This window comes from Janthinobacterium sp. AD80 (assembly GCF_002878455.1).
In the GTDB taxonomy this organism is placed as follows: domain Bacteria; phylum Pseudomonadota; class Gammaproteobacteria; order Burkholderiales; family Burkholderiaceae_D; genus Janthinobacterium.
This window is the reverse complement of the sequence record NZ_NRDQ01000031.1, coordinates 19053-35284: the sequence shown is the minus strand read 5'-3', so window position 1 is coordinate 35284 and position 16232 is coordinate 19053. Positions and strand designations below refer to the sequence as shown.

Sequence of the window (16232 nt, the reverse complement as noted above, 5' to 3'; positions counted from 1 at the left end):
CGCCGCGCTGTGCAGCGCCACGCTGGCCAATCCCTGCTCCGTCAATGCGCGCGACAGCGCGGCGCCATCGAGCGCCAGGTGCACGGCATCGCGCGCCTGCGCATGGGCCAGCTGGAATGCCAGGTGCGCGCCCGTGCGCACGCTCACGCCGCTGCGCCCCAGGCCGATACGCGCGGCCGTATGCCGGCGCAAGGCTTGCCAGGCACTGCCCGCGTCGATGTCCTTTTTCGCCATATCCGTCTCCCGGTACGTGCGTATCCTTGCTACACTGCGCCAAAATTCCAGTTTATCACCGCCACTCACCACGCCAGGAACGCCATGATAGTTGCCGCCGATGCCGCGCAGTGGGACCAGCAATACGATGTACCCCTGCTCGACCGCCTTGGCCCCGCCCAGGAGGAAATCATCGCCCATGTGGCGCAGGTCAACACCGCCACCGGCGTCGCCGCGCAACCCGCTTCCACCCTGGTGGACGCCGCTTTCCATGCTGACGTGCGCGCGGCGATGGCCGCCATGCCGGCCACCGTGCAGGCGCTGCTCGACGGCGTGCTGCTGGGCGTGCGCTATGCGCGGGGGCTGGGTTCCTCGGCCATCAGCGATATCGTCGTCAGCGGCGAAGGCCAGATCCTGGGCGTGGTGGTGGCACTCGACGTGGATGCGTTCGAGGCGCGCACGGCCAACGCCTGGGCCACGTGGAAGGAAAACACGCCCTTCGCGCCGCAGCATGGCTATCGGCTGGAAGCGCAGATCGCCGCGCCGGCAGACGACAACCGCCAGCGCGCGCTGCAATACCTGCTGCTGCATGAATTCGGTCATGTACTGGCCGCCGGCCGGGGCCTGCTGCCCGAGTGGTGGAACGCGGCCGAGGCCATGCGCAGCGCCAACGACTACCGCTACCTGCCGCTGGCCTGGCGCATCACGCCAGCGCTGCAGGTGGTGCCGTTGCCCGACAACGACTTCCCGCTGCGCGCGGACATCGCGTATTACCAGGCGCCGCGCCTGGAGGCTTGCCAGATGCGCGACGCCTACGCGCAGCTGCAGGGCGCGAACTTCGCCACCCTGTATGCGGCCACCAGCATGCATGAAGACTTTGCCGAATCGTTTGCCAGCTATGTGCACGCCGTCATGCTGGGCCAGCCCCAGCGCATCCGCATTTTCCAGGGCAGCACCCTGCTGCTGCAGTACGACGGCTACTGGAACGCGCCGCGCAGCGCGGCCAAGCGCCAACTGCTGGAAAAACTTCTCGGTAGCTGATCAGCTGCCGCTGGCCGCCCGCGCCAGCATGGCGCGAAACGCGTCAAACACCTTTTGCATCACCGGCCGCTTGTACGGATACAGTGCTTCGGCGTCCATCGCGTGCACGATCATGGCGTTGTCGGCCTCGAACACCAGCAGCTCGCCATTGCGCGTTTCGGCGCAATCGATGCCCAGGTAGGGCATGCCCATGCGCGCGTCGATGGCGCGCAGGGCGGTGGCATGGCGGCGCGCGAATGCATCGTCGAAATGCGCCATGCAGTGCGCTTCCTCGGCGCGCTTGGCCGCGCTTTCATCCATGCCCGCATTCAGGTAATGGATCATCCAGTGCGAGGAGACAGCGTAGTGGCAGATGTACGGCACGCCGTCGACCAGCACGATGCGGTACTTGCGGAACTGGCCATCCTCGCTGCGGTAATCGACGAAGCGGGCGATATAAAAGCGTTCCGCGTCGACAGCCTGCAGATAAGCGTGCAGGTCGCCCGCCTGTTCCATCTTTTCCAGGTCGTGTCCCGCGTGCGAGCCGAGGGGCCGCACGATCAGGGGAAAGACGTCGCCGGGCAGCAAGGCGGCGAGCGGCAATTCGCCCGAGGCCAGCGCCGCCAGCTGCGCGCGGCTGACGCGCGCCGTGCGCGGCATGGCCACGCCGGGTACATCGTGCAGCTTTTCGCACAGGCCATCGCGCGAGGTATGCGCGATATGCTGCGGCAGGTTGACGACAGGGCGCGGCCAGTCCGCGACGAATCGCGCCAGCAGCGCCAGCAAAGGCTGGTTGGCGTCCGATTCGGCGACGCCCACCAGCAGCACGTCGTGGTCCGGCACTTCTTCCGGCAAAGGCCCGTCCGCCGTCAGATACAGCAGGTCGAGCGCCACGTCGGACTGCTCGACGAGGAACTCGATGGGCGTGTTCGACATCAAATCGCCTGGCCCCATCAGCACCAGCACGCGGATGCCGGGTCCCGCTTGCGGCGCCTGTGCCGGCAGCGCATACAGCTGCTGCAAGTCGATCGCCTGCGCCTGCACGGCCAGCGCCATTTCGCGCTCGCCTTTCAGTTGCAGCACGGTGGAGAAATCCAGGTAGGCGTGCGCGTCGTCGGGATACGCCTGCGCGCGCGCCAGCAGCGCTTCGCCCAGCGGCGCCAGATCTTCCTGCAAAAAGGCGCGGCGCATCAGGGGCGCCAGGCCGATCAGCGGCGCGTACGGCGTGGCGGCATGGTGCAGCAAATCGTTCATGGTGACTTCCTTTTCAGGACAGGCGCGCGGCGCCGAAGCGCACCACGCCCGCCAGCAGCGCGTCGATATCCTCGGCGCGCGTGCGGTGGTTGACGATGGCGGCGCGAATGGCCAGGCGCCCGCCGATGGTGGTGGTCGACGGCGCGGCGATGCCCGACTCGTGCAGGTCGGCGACGATCTCGCCATTGAAGGCGTCGCTGTCGCCATTGGCCGTGCCACGGTGGCGGAAGCAGACGATGTTCAGGGTGACGGGTGCCAGCAGTTCCAGTTCCGGCGTCGCTTGCACGCGCTCGGCCAGATGGCGCGCCAGCGCGCAGGTGTGGGCGATGGCTGCGCCCATGCGCTCGGCGCCATGCACCTTGAAGGTGAACCAGGTTTTCAGGGCGCGGAAACCGCGCGACAGGTCGGGGCCGAAATCGCAGGGCCAGGGCGAGCCGCCCGCCAGGCCCCGCGCCTCGCGCCGCAGATATGCGGCCGGCGCGGCAAAGGCCGCCATGTGGCGCGCGCCATCGCGCACCAGCAAAAAGCCCGCGTCATACGGCACCTGCCCCCACTTGTGAAAGTCGAACGCCAGCGAGTCCGCCAGCTCGATGCCCGCCAGCAGGGGGGCGATCTGGGGCGACAGCATGCCCAGCGCGCCGTACGCGCCATCCACGTGGAACCACAGCTGCTCGCGCGCGGCCAGCGCCGCCAGCGCGGATAAATCATCGATGGCGCCCGTGTCGACGGTGCCGGCCGTGCCGGCGATGAAGAAGGGAAGCAGGCCCGCCGCGCGGTCGGCGGCGATCGCCTGCGCCAGCGCGGCAACGTCGATCTGCTGCCGGTGATTGACGGCGATGCGGCGCAGGGCAGCCGTGCCCAGGCCCGACAGATCCATCGCCTGCGCGATGCAGCCATGCGCGGCGGCCGAGGTATAGGCCACCAGCGGCGCGCCCTGCAAGCCATCCTGGCGGGCCGCCACGCCCAGCGCCTGCGTGCGCGCCACCAGCACGCCCATCAGGTTGGCCATCGAGGTGCCCGTGACGAACACGCCGCTGGCAGACTCTGGAAAGCCGAACAGTTCCCCCATCCAGCGGGCGATCTGGCGCTCCACTTCCACCGGCATCTGGCTGCGCCCGCCCACGTTCGCGTTCAGGCCCGCCGCCAGCATCTCGGCCAGCATGCCGACAGGGGTGCCGCCGCCATGTACCCAGCCCATGAAGCCGGGATGCACATTGCCGACGGCGTACGGCAGCACGTCGTGCATGAAGCTGGCGTGCGCCTCGGCCAGGTCGCCCGGCGCGCGCGGCAACGGCTGCGAAAATTGCGCGCGGGCGCTGTCCGGCGCCGCCTGCCACACGGGGCGCTGGCGAATCTGCTGTGCGTAGTCAAGCATGTCGTCGAGCATGCGGTGGCTTTGCGCGCGGAACGCGTCCCAGTCGTGCGGATCGAGGGAATCGGGGTCGGGTGGCAGCATGATCGTATCGGAGGGGAAGATCGCCGATTATCGCACCGGCGCGCCCGCGCGGGGCGTAATTTGCGCCGTTTTACGGCGGCAATCGCCCCAGGGCTGCCTGGAAGGCCGGTGCCAGCGCGCCGCTCAGGCGGCCCTGGCTATCGGTGATGTGCATGCGCGCCAGCCACGCTTCAAATTCCGGCGCGGCGCGCAGGCCCAGGACGCGGCGCGCATACAGGGCGTCGTGGAACGAGGTGCTCTGGTAGCCGAGCATGATGTCATCCGCGCCCGGCACGCCCATGATGAAATTGCAGCCGGCCACGCCCAGCATGGTCAGCAAGGCGTCCATGTCGTCCTGGTCCGCTTCCGCGTGGTTGGTATAGCACACGTCGCAGCCCATGGGCAGGCCCAATAGCTTGGCGCAGAAATGGTCTTCCAGCCCCGCGCGCATGATCTGCTTGCCGTCGTACAGGTACTCGGGGCCGATGAAGCCGACGACGGAATTGACCAGCAGCGGTTGATACGCGCGCGCCACCGCATACGCGCGCGCTTCGCAGGTCTGCTGGTCCATGCCGTGGTGGGCACCGGCCGACAGCGCGCTGCCCTGCCCCGTCTCGAAATACATGACGTTGCTGCCCACGGTGCCGCGTCCCAGCGACAGGGCCGCCGCCCGGCCTTCGGCCAGCAGGGACAAATCGATGCCGAAGCTGCGGTTGGCCGCCTCGGTGCCCGCCACCGACTGGAACACCAGGTCGACGGGCGCGCCGCGGCGGATGGCTTCCAGCGTGGTGGTGATGTGCGTGAGCACGCAGGACTGCGTGGGAATCTGGTACTGGCCGATAACGGCGTCGAGCAGGTGCAGCAGCGACACCACTTGCGCCACATTGTCGGTGGCAGGATTGATGCCGATGACGGCGTCGCCGCTGCCCAGCATCAGGCCATCGAGGATGGACGCGGCGATGCCGGTGGCGTCATCCGTCGGGTGGTTCGGCTGCAGCCGCGTGGACAAACGGTTTTCCAGGCCCAGGGTATTGCGGAAGGCCGTGACGACGCGGCACTTGCGGGCCACCAGCACCAGGTCCTGCAGGCGCATGATTTTCGAGACGGCGGCCGCCATTTCCGGCGTGATGCCGGCGGCCACTTGCGCCAGCAGCGCCGTATCCGTCGCGTCGTCCAGCAGCCAGTCGCGGAAACTCCCCACGCACAGGTGCGCGATGGGTGCAAAGGCGGCGCGCGCGTGGCTGTCCATGATCAGGCGCGTGACTTCATCGTCTTCATACGGCACCAGCGCTTCGTTGAGGAACAGCGACAGCGGCACGTCCGCCAGCGCCAGCTGCGCCGCCACACGTTCCTGCGCGCTGGCGGCGGCCACGCCGGCCAGAACATCGCCCGAGCGCGGTGGCGTGGCTTTCGCCAGCAGCTCCTTCAGGCTGGCGAAAGTATGCGTGTGGCTGGCTATCGTATGGCTGAAGCGGGGCATGGATTTCTCCTGTGGGGTCAGACCCGCCGGGTCTGACCCCGGAGCATTCCCCATTCTACGCCAGGCTACAGGCTGCGCAACGCCCCTTCCAGCTGCGGGTAGCGGAAGACAAAGCCGTCAGCCAGCAGGCGGCGCGGGACGACCCGCTGGCCTTCCACCAGCAAGTCGGCCTGCTCGCCCAGCAGGGCGCGCATGAGGAAGGCCGGCGTGGGCATGACGCTGGGGCGGTGCAGCACTTGGCCCGCCACCTGGGCGAAGCGGCGCTGCGCTATGGCTTCCGGCGCGCAGAAGTTATACGCGCCGTCCACCGCCTGTGCTTCGCTGCGGCGCGCCAGGTGGGCGATGCCGCGGATCACGTCGCGCACATGCACCCACGTGACCCACTGCTGGCCGCTGCCGAGCGGGCCGCCCACGCCGAAGCGCACCGGCAGCAGCATCTGCGGCAGCGAACCCTGGTGGCCGAAGACGAGACCAAAGCGCATGCAGCCCACCTGCACGCCATGGGCTTGCGCCTGGCGCGCTGCCGCTTCCCATTCCTGGCACAGCTGCGACATGAAGATGGCTTGCGGCGCGCTCTCCTCCGTCAGCTCCGTCGCGTCGCCCTGCGGCTGCACGCCGTAGTAGCCGATGGCGGATGCCGACAGCAGCACGCGCGGCTTGTGCTGCGCGCCGGCGATCCACGCCACCAGTCCCTGCGTCAGCGCCACGCGGCTGCGGCGCAGGGCCGCCTTGCGCGCATCCGTCCAGCGCGGCCCGACGATGCGCGCGCCGGCCAGGTTGACCACCATGTCGATGCGCTGCGCAGCCGACAATTCGCCGAACGAGGCGATGCAGCGCACCTGGCCGTTCAAGGTCCACGCGGCCTGCTTGGGCTGGCGCGTCAGCACCGTCACCGCATGGCCGTCCGCCAGCAGGGCTGCCACCAACTGCTGGCCGATGAAGCCGGTGGCGCCCGTCACCAGCACGGATTGCGGCGTGCCGGCAAAACTCAGGTGTTCATCCTGCTCTGCCGTTTCCTGCACCTTGCGCCGTCCCAGCTGCCACACTGCATACGCATCGCGCAGCCCGGACAAGCCCACGCCCACGCCGCACAGGGCGAGGAAGACGCTGAGCCAGCCATACGGCTGCCACACGAGGGCCGTCGGCAAGGTCGCCCATTCGCTGCTGTTCAGGGCCAGCAGCGCGATGAAGGCGCCCGCGTTAATCGCCAGCACCGTGTGCGTGACCCGCTCCGTGGCGGGCAGGAGGCGCGTCCGGTCTTCGACGACGAAATCCCACAGGGTCAGCACGATTTCCACGCCAAACACGATGACCAGCACCCAGGCCCAGGCGCCATGCCATTCCCACGCAGCCAGGCCGACGAACAGCAGGCTGTAGATCAGCGCGCGCGTGGCATGGATGGTCAATTCGAGGCGCGCCGAGGCCTTTTGCGGCAGCGCTTCCGTGATTTCATGGTGGTAGATGGTGTCAAAGGCGCCCAGGCAGCCTTGCGCCGCCATCAGTTGCAGGGCCAGCAGATGTGTATTCATGGTGTCTCCTTGTGGATTTCCGGCGCGGCGGACTCGCGGAACACGCCCGCTTGCGTAAAAGTGGTGCCGAACAGGGCGTGGCGGATCTCGATGCGGATGTTGAATTGCTGCGGCGTCTCGTTGCGGTGGCACAGGTAGGTCTTGCCGGGCGTGAGCACGCCGGGCAGCGGCAGGCGCCAGCCGAACAGGTCGAGGAAATAGCCGTCGCTGGTGAAGTGCAGGTTGCCATCCTCGACGTGCAGCAGCAGCTTCATGCCCAGGCCCAGGCCCACGTACTCGAGCACTTCGCCCTTCGCGCTTTCCGCCATGTAGGAGGTGAAGCGGATGGGCGCGCAGCCATGCAGGCGGTAGGTGCGCTGCTTGAAGATGAAGGGGCAGCCGGGACGCGAATACACTTCGATATCGACGGGAAAATCCGCGTCGTCATACGGAATCAGGGCGCCGTCGATGAAGGGGCGCGTCAGCCAGCCCAGGCACTTCCCCAGGCGCGAGCTGCGCAACTCAGTCAGTTCGCCACGGTAGTACAGGGGCTGGCCCGGCGCGGGATTTTTCTCGAAGCGGCGGCGGATATCCGGGTGCAGGGTCAGCCACTGCGCGCCCATTACCTTCTTGAACAGTTCTCCTTCGGATGGCCCGTTCATGGCTTGCCCGGCTTTTTCGCCTTGGCCGGCTTGTCGTCAGGGCTGAGGAACTTGGCCACCTTGCCGCCCATCGACAGCATGCGCTGCAGGGTGGCCGGCGGCAGGTTTTTATAATCGCTGTAGGTGCTGCTGAGCATTTCCAGGAAGGCCAGCACTTCGCCCATGCGTTCCAGGGTCGCCGGCGGTATCGCCGCATCGTGCTCGCCCTCGATCGCGCATTCGCGCAGCACCGTCAGGGTGGGATCGATCTCGCGCCGCTTGCGCTCTTCCATGATGACCCTGAAGATTTCCCACACATCCTGCAGGGCCACGAAGTGGTCGCGCCGGTCTTTCAGCACGTGCGTGATGCGGACCAGGCCCCAGCTTTGCAATTCCTTCAGGCTGTTGCTGACGTTGGAGCGGGCCACGTTCAGGCTGGCCGCGATGTCTTCCGCCGTCAGCGGTTCATTCGCCAGGAACAGCAGCGCGTGGATTTGCGCCACCGTGCGGTTGACGCCCCAGCGCGTGCCCATTTCACCCCAATGCAAAATGTACTTCTGCGTGGTCGGACTCAGTTCCATGATTTTCTCTTATTTCTGTCATTACAGAAATGTAAGACGGAACGGAAACCGCGTCAAGCACGATTCGTCAGGTGCGGGTGGGCGGCTGGCCCATGGCGCGCAGGAATGCTTGCTGCGAAGCGTGCAGCTGGCCATAACCAAGTTCGCGGTACACGAGGCCGTGGCGCGGCGCCAGTTCGGCGATGATGCGCGCCAGCGCCGGATAGTGGCGGTGATTCCAGGTGGGGAACAGGTGGTGCGTCAGGTGCAGATTCAGGCCGCCGAGCCAGTAGCCGAGCCAGCGCAGCGCGCGCGGTCGCGGCGTCCAGTCGCAGGCCGTGTAAAACGTATGCTGGTACCAGTCGTGCGGCAAGGTGCCGTCAGGCCCCGGCTGGAAAAAGTCCACTTCGGCCCAGTGCGTGCCGAGGATTAGCGCCACCAGCACGCACGAGGCCAGCATCTGGCCAAGGAAATACGCGCCCGGCACCACGCCCCAGCCGATGCCATGCTGCTGCAGCAGCCACATGGGCAGCGCCAGCACCAGCGCCACGTGGCCCAGCTTCCAGCCCAAAAAGGACAGCCAGCCGCGCCAGCCCTGCAGGCGGCTGTGCGCGGCCACGGGCGTCTTGCCGAAGCGGTCCAGCCAGTCGCCATACCAGTTCAGATACGGCAGCGACAGGGCCGCCACCACGGGCCAGTACAGGTATTGATAGCGGTACTGCGGCGACCAGCGCTGGTACGGCGTCTGGCGCAGGAAAGGGTTCGGTTCCGTGTCCAGGTCATAGCCTTCCACGTTGGCATACGTATGGTGAAAATGCACGTGGCGGATGGTCCAGAAATCCGTATCCACGCCCACGGGCAAGCTCACCAGGCGGATCAGCACGCGGTTCAGCCAACCGGTGCGAAAGACGGCGCTGTGGGCCGCATCGTGCAGGGTATTCATGGCCAGCGCCATGGCCGTGACCAGGCAGGCCACGTAGCTGACGACAAAACCGGAGGCGCCATCGGCGTTCAGGGCCAGCACATACAGCGCCACCGTCAGCACGGCGAGGAAGATGGCCTTCGCATGCATGCGCGCGTCGCCAAAGCGGTGTTTTCCTGCGCCCGCCAGATAGACGTCGGCGCGCTCGCGCAGTTCGCGGCGGAAGGCGGAATCGCGCGCGGGCTGAAAGCGCAGCGGCGGCAGGGAGGGCACAGGCGTCACGCGCGCGTCCGCGCAGCGGCGGGCCACCACAGGCGGCGCGCGCCGTCGAGGCCATGCGCCAGCAGTGCGGCCAGGAAGACCACGCCCCACACGTCGCGCGCGCCATACCAGCCGAGGAACAGGGCCGGCATGGCCAGGGCGATGGCCACCCAGGCGATGGCGCCCCAACGGCGCGCGTCCGACAGGCCGCCCAGCGCCAGGGTGCCGCCGAAAATCAGCGCAAACAGCGTGGCTTGCTGCGCGCCGGCCAGCGCCGCCTCGTGGTTGACGTAATAGATCACCAGGCCGAACAGGATCACGCCGCCGCTGCCGATGAACAGCTCGGGCACGTGGAAGGTGCCGCGCGACTGCCAGTGGGGAAAGCGCGCGCGCAGCCATGTAAACAATTTCCCGTTGCTGGCCAGCAGGGGATTATGCGTGGGTGTCATGCCCTTCACGCCATAGCGCATTTCCACGCCCTCGAGTTCCGGCTGGAAGCTGCCGAACAGCTTGTCCCACAACAGCAGGGTGCCGCCGAAATTGCGGTTGATATAGCGTTTATCCGTGCCATGGTGCACGCGGTGGTGCGACGGCGTGACCATGAACTTGTCCAGGATGCCGGACTTGTTCACCAGCGCATTGTGGTTGTAGAACTGCACCGTGTAATGCAGGGACGAGACAACGAGGAAAATTTCCAGCGGCACGCCCAGCACGGCCAGGATGGCGATGAAGGGAAAATTCGTCAGCGACGAATACCAGGAATTGCGCACGCCCAGCGACAGGTTGAAATGCTCGCCCTGGTGGTGCACCACGTGCACTGCCCACAGCAGGGGAATCTTGTGGTGCAGCCGGTGCATCCAGTAAAAGCACAGGTCCCAGGCAAAGAAGGCGAAGATCCATTGCGCGGCCACGGGCCACTGGTCGACGATATGCAGGTTCACATGCCGCAGCAGCAGGGCAAACGCGGCCACTTCCACGCCACGGAACACCCACATCAGGATATGCCCGGAATTGAGGTTGAAGATCACGTCTTTCCACGGCACAGGGGTCTGGCGCACCCATTTGAGTATCAGCAGTTCGGCCAGCACGAAGGCCAGCATGATCAGGAATGACAGGGCAAAAGGATTCATCATGGTGCGGTTTTGATGGAAACGGCGCGGCGGGCAGCCAAGGATACCTGCATTTTCGCCAGCATGCCGCCAGCGATGCCGACAGCCAGGCCGGCCGCCAGGTCGATGCTCACGTGCCGGCGCAGCGCGATGATGGCGTAGCAGATGGCCACGCCCAGCACCACGGCCAGCGCGGAACGGACCAGGTGGCGTTTTTCGCACAAGGCCCACACGCACAGCAGGGTCAGGGCGCCATGCAGCGAGGGCAAACAGTTTTGCGCGGAGTCCGCCGCCTGCAGCAGGCGCAGCGCCTGCGTGCTCCAGGCGCTGCCGTCGCCCACGGGCGGATACGCGAGAGTGGTCGGGTACAGCAGGAAGACCACGCCGCAAGCCAGCGCCGATAGCGCCATGGCGCGCGCCAGCCAGCGCACGCGGGCCGCATCGGCCGCCAGGTAGGCGTACGGGATCAGGATGAAGAAGGACAGGTACAGCCAGATGGCGGCGTCCGTGTAGGGAATGGCGCGGTCCAGCGCCGTTTCCGGCAGCAGCACGCCCTGCCCTTGCAGCAGGTCGCTGGAAAAATACACGAGGCCGACGCTGCCCCAGCCGGCCAGCAAGTGCAGCAGACGGCCGCGTAAAGTCATGGGAGAGTCATTCATGCGCTGGCATGGCGCCGGATGCGGCGCCGTTTCATGGTGGGGTCAAAAGGAGGCAGTTCGCTGCTGACCGTCCAGGCCAGGCCGTCGGCGGCCACGCCCAGGCCGCGCAGTACCGTTGCCAGGTGCGCGCGCAGGGCGGCCAGGCCGGCATCGTCCAGCGCCGCATGCAGCTGCAAGGCCGCTTCGCCCGTTTGCGCCAGGCGGTAGTCGGCATCCGGCGGCAAGGCTTGCGCAAACGCCCGCGTCAGCACGTCGGCAAACACGGCGACCAGTTCACCGCCTTGTGCGCACGGCAGCAGCAGCATGTCGTCGCAGCGTCCTTCGATGCCGGCGATGGCGCGCGTGGCGCGGCCGCACGGGCACGGCGTGGCGCGCGCGATCAGGATGTCGTCCAGGCGGTAGCGCACGATGGGCTGCGTGATGCGCGTGAAGTCCGTAATCACGGGCACAAAACGGCGTTCTTCAGAGTCGAGCCACTGCGGTTCGATGTGCACGTATTCCTCGTTCAAGTGCAGCACGCCGTGCTCGCAGCTGCTGGCAAGGAACCCTTCCGTGGCCTGGTAGATTTCATGCACGGCGCCGAATGCCTGCTCGATCAGCGCGCGGTCCTGCGCTTCCAGCACTTCGGCGACCGAAATGACTTTTTTCGGCGCCAGCGCCAGGCTGCCATCGATCACGCGCAAGGCCAGCTGGCGCAGCACCTGGGCTGGCGCGACGATGACCGAAGGCTGATAGCGCGCCAGCTGCGCGCACAAGCTGTCGAAAGGCTGGAACAGGTCGTAAAAGGCAAAGGTCAGCCACGGCGAGCGCACGGCCGTATACAGATTGCTGTTCGCGCGCAGGAACAGCGCGACCCGTTCGCCGGAAAACAGGCCGTCGGGCAGCGCCTTGGCCAGCATCACGCCCGCCCATTGCGCCTTTTCACGGGGGCTGACGGTAAACACGGCGCGCCGCGACGAGGTGCCGGACGACAGGCCCACCGTGATGTCGCCCACGGCCGGCGTAAAATCGCGGCTCTGCTCGGCCGCCATGGCGGCCTCCATCGCCTGCGCCAGCGTCACCCCTTGCGTGTTCATCGCATCGAAATGCTCGAGCATCAGCGCCTTGTTCATGGTCGGCCACTGCGCCAGCGGCAGCGTGCGGTATGGGGCGAAGTAACGGCTGCGCGCGCACAACTCCTCGGTGAAACGCGCCAGCTGTTTCTGCTGATAGGCGTCGAGCTGCGCGCGGCTCGTGAAACGCAGGCGGCGCGTGCGCCAATACGACAGCAACAGCCAAAAAATACGCTTCACGGGCGGCCCGCCACGGCAATATAGTCAACCGTGTCTTCATGCGTGATGCGGATCTGCGCATTGCCCGAGCGGTGCAGCTGGTGCAGGCGGTTCAGGGTGGCATAGTACGGCGCGCGCTTGTGCTGGATGATGAAGGACAGTTCCGACGGTCCGCGCAGCTGCTGGAAACTTTCCGGTACCCAGGCCGCGTCGGACGCCAGCAGGGTCCAGCCTTCGTCCTGCAGCACGAAGGCGCCCAGATGGCCGATGGCGTGGCCGGGCAAGTCGACGATGTAAATCTCGCCCGTGCCGCTGACGTCGCGCCCATGTGTAAACGGCAGCAGGGCCGCCGGCAAGGCTGTCTCGGGCACGCTTTCCACAAAGGCGAGGCGGTCGGCAATGTCGGCAGGCAGCAGCTCGGGTACGAAGGCCTGGCGCACGGCGGCCACGCCGGACAGGCCGCGCACGGCGTCCCAGCCCGTTTTGGAGGCCATCAGCCGCGCACCGGGAAAGTCGCGCAGGCCGGCGATATGGTCGGCGTGGAAATGCGACAGCAGCAAGGTGTGGATGTCGCCTGGCGCCACGCCATGCGCGCGCAGCTGGCCCTGCAGCGATTCGTTTTCGTCGAAGAAAATCGGCGTCACCCACGCGTACATGCGGTACACGCCTTTCGAGGTGGCGGCGCGGAAGTGCTCGGCGTAACCGGTGTCCCACAGGTACAGGCCCGCGCGCGTCTCGATCAGATAGGCGCGCGAGGGGAAGCAGCGGCTGGCCAGCCCGCTGCCTTTCAGGACCATGCAGGACGGGTGGGTACAGTGGCCGACGCGAAATGCGGTGATGCTAGCCATTGCGCTCCTTGCCCACCTTGTGCGCCGCCGCTTCCTGGCGCATCCACTGCGCCGTCAGCGCGATGCCTTCCTGCAGGCTGACGATGGGACGATAACCGAGCACCTTGCGCGCCTTGGCGTTATCGAGCGTCATGTCGAAACTGAGCGCGCCGATGCTGTAAGGCGTCAGCGATGGTTCGCGGCGGGTAAAACGCGAGGCGAACTGCATCAGGCGGGCAAGCAGCGCCAGCACGCGGTAGGGCATGCTGACGATCTGGAACGGCTGCTGCAGGTGATCGCAGAACAGGGTGCGCAGGACGTCGCACAGGCGCGCCGGTTCGCCATTCGTGATGTTGAAGGCGGCGCCCGACGCCACGGTCTTGTGCACGGTGGCCAGCCACATCGCATGCACGACGTTGTCGACATAGGTGATGTCGATGGTGGCCGCGCCGCCGTTCGGCAGCGGCAGCTTGCCGCCGCGCTGTTCCAGCACCCGCGCCAGGCGCGGAATCAGCACCTGGTCGTATGGGCCGAAGATGGCGCGCGGACGCAGGATAACGCAAGTCATGCCGCGGTGGCGGTCGACGCAGTCCTGCACCAGCTTTTCCGCCATCGCCTTGCTGCGCGCATAGGCGTTGACAAAAGCGTCGGGACGGAAGGTTTCCGGCACCTCGAGGTGGTTGCGGTAGTCGAAATAGATGGCCGGCGTGGAGATGTGCACGAAGCGCGCCACGTGCATGCTGGCGGCTGCGCGCAGCAGCTGGCCCGTGGCCGTGACGTTGGCAGCGATGAAGTCGCGCTCGGGGCCCCAGGGCGACGACAGCGCGGCGCAGTGCCAGACGGTATCCATGCCGCGCACCAGTTCATCGACCTGGCGCGGCGACGCCTGCGCCAGGTCGAGCGCGACGAATTGCGCGCCCATGCGTTCGAGTTCGCGTCCCACGGCCACGTTGCGGCCGGTGGCGCGCACTTCCACGCCCTGCGCCAGCAGGGTGCGCACGGCATTGCGCCCCAGCCCGCCCGTCGCTCCCGTGACCAGTATCCGCCTCATCGCACCACCTTCACAGATCAAGAATCATGCCACCGATGGTCAGGCCGGCGGCCGTGCCCATCATCAGCAAACGCTGGCCCGCTACGGCCCGGCCCGTCATCACCGCCTCGTGCAGGGCCGTGGGCAGGGACGCGGCCACCTGGTTGCCATGCGTTTCAAAGATCTTGATGATTTTAGCATCGGGCACGTCGAGGATGCGCGCCGCATGCGCGAGGCCCAGCGGGCTGGCCTGGTGCGGCACGACCACATCCACTTTGTCCAGTCCGGCGCCCGATTCGGCCATCAATTCCGTGAGGAAATCCGGCATCACCTTGACGGCCAGGCGGAACACGGCCTTGCCATCCATGCGGAACAGGTAGTCGCCCGGCTCGCAGCCATTGCGCGGATTGCGCTCGGTGCCGCCGCCGCGGATTTCGCAGTAGCGGCGGCCTTCCGGATACGTGCCCATCTTGTAGGCGCGGATGCCGGCACTGCCGTCGCCCCGCTCGACGATGACGGCGGCGGCGCCGTCGCCAAAGATCATCGACGCTTCCGGCTCGCTCCAGTCGACGCCGCGCGAAGCCAGGTCCGACGAGACGATGGCGATGCGCCGGTAGGCGCCACCGGCCAGCATGGACGCGGCCACGCGGAAGGCGGCCATGAAACTCAGGCAGCTGGCGTTGACGTCGAAGCTTTGCGTGCCGGGCGGCAGACCGGCGTGTTCGGCCACGAAACAGGCCGTGTTCGGCAAGGCCTGCTCGGGCACGCCGTTGGCGCAGATCAGCAGGTCGATGTCGGACGGCCGCAGGCCGGCATGCTTGAGCGCGTCGAGCAGGGCGGCGGCGCCCAGCTGGCTTTGCGATTCATCGGGCGCGGCGACAAAGCGCGACAGCACGCCGCTCTTGCGCAGGGTATAGCCGGGCGGGTGGCCCAGTTTCAGGTCCAGGCTTGCAGAGGTAACGCTGTGCGAGGGCACGGCTTTGCCCGTCGCGATCAGGCGAACTGGAATCATGTTGGCCTTAAAAAAAGTCAAAGTAAATACGGTCTATGCCGGGTTCATACGCTAATCGCGTGCCAGCGGCGGCAATGCCACGCCACAGTTCTTGCAGAAATTGGCATCGTCATCGAGCCCTTCTTTCAGGCAAGTGGGACAGGTACGCGTGGTGACCAGCTTGGAACTGCGCTGTACCGTCATTTCGGCGCTGATAATGCCGGTAGGCACTGCCAGGATGCCCCAGCCAAGCAGCATCATCATCGAAGCGATGGTGCGCCCGATATCCGTCTTCGGCGTGATATCGCCGAAGCCCACCGTGGTCATGGTACTGATGGCCCAGTATATCGAGGTGGGGATACTGCTGAAACCGTTATCGGGCCCTTCCACGACATACATCACAGTGCCGAGCAGAAACACCACCATCATCACGAAGGACAGGAAAATGAGGATCTTGCGCCGGCTGCCCAGCAAGGCGCGGCCCAGCAGGGTGTACTCATGCACGTAGGACGTGAGCTTGAGGATACGGAACATGCGCAGCAGGCGCAAAATGCGCACGTCGATCAGCACATGCGCGCCCGGCAGCAGCAAGCCGATATAGGTCGGCACAATGGCCAGCAAGTCGATCACGCCGAAGAAACTCTTGGCGTAGCGCACCGGGTGCTGCAGGCAGGACAGGCGCGCCAGGTATTCGGCTGTAAACAGGAAAGTGAAAAACCACTCGAGCGCCGTCAGCCAGGTGCCATAGCGTTCGGCCACGGAGGCGACACTGCTGAGCACGACCACCGTCACGCTGAGCAGGATGGCGCCGATCAGCAGCAGGTCGAAGGCGCGGCCCGTGCGCGTTTCCGCCTCGAAGATGACGGTGTACACCTTCTCGCGCCAGCCCCGCTCGGGCTTGCCATATCGCTGCTGTGTTTCTTGCGCGGCAACTTGCTGCGGCGTCATGGGCGCCGCGCCACTCTTGGTCGCGGCTTTCATGTGGGAAGTCTGTTGGGTAGTTTGCTCATACACTTATTATTGTATAGATAATTTGCCGCACACGGCGGCG

The 16232-nt window shown here is 66.5% G+C and carries 16 protein-coding genes; 1 reads left to right on the top strand and 15 read right to left on the bottom strand.

The annotated features are described in order from the left end of the window. Positions 1-234 (bottom strand): ethanolamine ammonia-lyase light chain EutC (locus JaAD80_RS07510; protein WP_146012296.1); only part of this gene is annotated, 234 nt, incomplete at its 3' end. Positions 235-318: 84 nt separating this feature from the next. Between JaAD80_RS07510 and JaAD80_RS07505 the strand changes: the two genes are divergently transcribed. Next, positions 319-1254 (top strand): hypothetical protein, encoded by a 936-nt coding sequence (locus JaAD80_RS07505; RefSeq protein WP_102293605.1) that lies wholly within the window; start codon positions 319-321, stop codon positions 1252-1254. On the opposite strand, the gene JaAD80_RS07500 is transcribed toward JaAD80_RS07505, so the two are convergent. The 14 genes from JaAD80_RS07500 to JaAD80_RS07435 all read right to left on the bottom strand — a co-directional run bounded on the left by JaAD80_RS07500 (position 1255) and on the right by JaAD80_RS07435 (position 16162). Further along, the gene (locus tag JaAD80_RS07500) at positions 1255-2487 is read right to left on the bottom strand and encodes a RimK family alpha-L-glutamate ligase (protein WP_102293604.1); all 1233 of its coding nucleotides are present in this window, start codon (positions 2485-2487) and stop codon (positions 1255-1257) included. 13 nt (positions 2488-2500) lie between these two features. Further along, positions 2501-3943 (bottom strand): pyridoxal-dependent decarboxylase, encoded by a 1443-nt coding sequence (locus JaAD80_RS07495; protein WP_102293603.1) that lies wholly within the window; start codon positions 3941-3943, stop codon positions 2501-2503. Positions 3944-4013: 70 nt separating this feature from the next. Then, positions 4014-5402, bottom strand: a complete 1389-nt coding sequence (locus JaAD80_RS07490) for an ethanolamine ammonia-lyase subunit EutB (RefSeq protein ID WP_102293602.1) — start codon at positions 5400-5402, stop codon at positions 4014-4016. Between the two features lie 65 nt (positions 5403-5467). Then, a complete protein-coding gene (locus JaAD80_RS07485) occupies positions 5468-6931 on the bottom strand; it encodes a TIGR01777 family oxidoreductase (RefSeq protein WP_102293601.1) in 1464 nt (487 codons plus the stop codon). After that, positions 6928-7572, bottom strand: a complete 645-nt coding sequence (locus tag JaAD80_RS07480; protein ID WP_180979335.1) for a DUF4166 domain-containing protein — start codon at positions 7570-7572, stop codon at positions 6928-6930. Before JaAD80_RS07480 ends, JaAD80_RS07485 begins: the two co-directional genes overlap by 4 nt. Further along, positions 7569-8132: a GbsR/MarR family transcriptional regulator gene (locus tag JaAD80_RS07475; RefSeq protein ID WP_102293599.1), complete on the bottom strand. Its 564-nt coding sequence runs from the start codon at positions 8130-8132 to the stop codon at positions 7569-7571. Before JaAD80_RS07475 ends, JaAD80_RS07480 begins: the two co-directional genes overlap by 4 nt. Before the next feature lie 67 nt (positions 8133-8199). Continuing rightward, positions 8200-9315 carry an acyl-CoA desaturase gene (locus JaAD80_RS07470; RefSeq protein WP_258002856.1) on the bottom strand — a complete coding sequence of 372 codons (1116 nt, stop codon included), beginning with the start codon at positions 9313-9315 and terminating at the stop codon, positions 8200-8202. Next, positions 9312-10427: a sterol desaturase family protein gene (locus JaAD80_RS07465; protein ID WP_102293598.1), complete on the bottom strand. Its 1116-nt coding sequence runs from the start codon at positions 10425-10427 to the stop codon at positions 9312-9314. Before JaAD80_RS07465 ends, JaAD80_RS07470 begins: the two co-directional genes overlap by 4 nt. Then, positions 10424-11047 (bottom strand): phosphatase PAP2 family protein, encoded by a 624-nt coding sequence (locus JaAD80_RS07460; protein ID WP_102293597.1) that lies wholly within the window; start codon positions 11045-11047, stop codon positions 10424-10426. Before JaAD80_RS07460 ends, JaAD80_RS07465 begins: the two co-directional genes overlap by 4 nt. An 11-nt stretch (positions 11048-11058) precedes the next feature. After that, positions 11059-12354, bottom strand: coding sequence for a F390 synthetase-related protein (locus JaAD80_RS07455; RefSeq protein ID WP_102293596.1), 1296 nt, complete (start codon positions 12352-12354; stop codon positions 11059-11061). After that, positions 12351-13181, bottom strand: a complete 831-nt coding sequence (locus JaAD80_RS07450; RefSeq protein WP_102293595.1) for an MBL fold metallo-hydrolase — start codon at positions 13179-13181, stop codon at positions 12351-12353. Before JaAD80_RS07450 ends, JaAD80_RS07455 begins: the two co-directional genes overlap by 4 nt. Beyond that, positions 13174-14211 (bottom strand): NAD(P)-dependent oxidoreductase, encoded by a 1038-nt coding sequence (locus tag JaAD80_RS07445; RefSeq protein ID WP_102293594.1) that lies wholly within the window; start codon positions 14209-14211, stop codon positions 13174-13176. The genes JaAD80_RS07450 and JaAD80_RS07445 overlap by 8 nt, the downstream gene beginning before the upstream one ends. 10 nt (positions 14212-14221) lie before the next feature. Then, the gene (locus tag JaAD80_RS07440) at positions 14222-15202 is read right to left on the bottom strand and encodes a 3-oxoacyl-[acyl-carrier-protein] synthase III C-terminal domain-containing protein (protein WP_102293609.1); all 981 of its coding nucleotides are present in this window, start codon (positions 15200-15202) and stop codon (positions 14222-14224) included. A gap of 51 nt (positions 15203-15253) precedes the next feature. Then, complete coding sequence (locus JaAD80_RS07435) at positions 15254-16162, bottom strand: ion transporter (RefSeq protein WP_258002855.1); 909 nt, start codon at positions 16160-16162, stop codon at positions 15254-15256. Positions 16163-16232 lie beyond the last annotated feature (70 nt).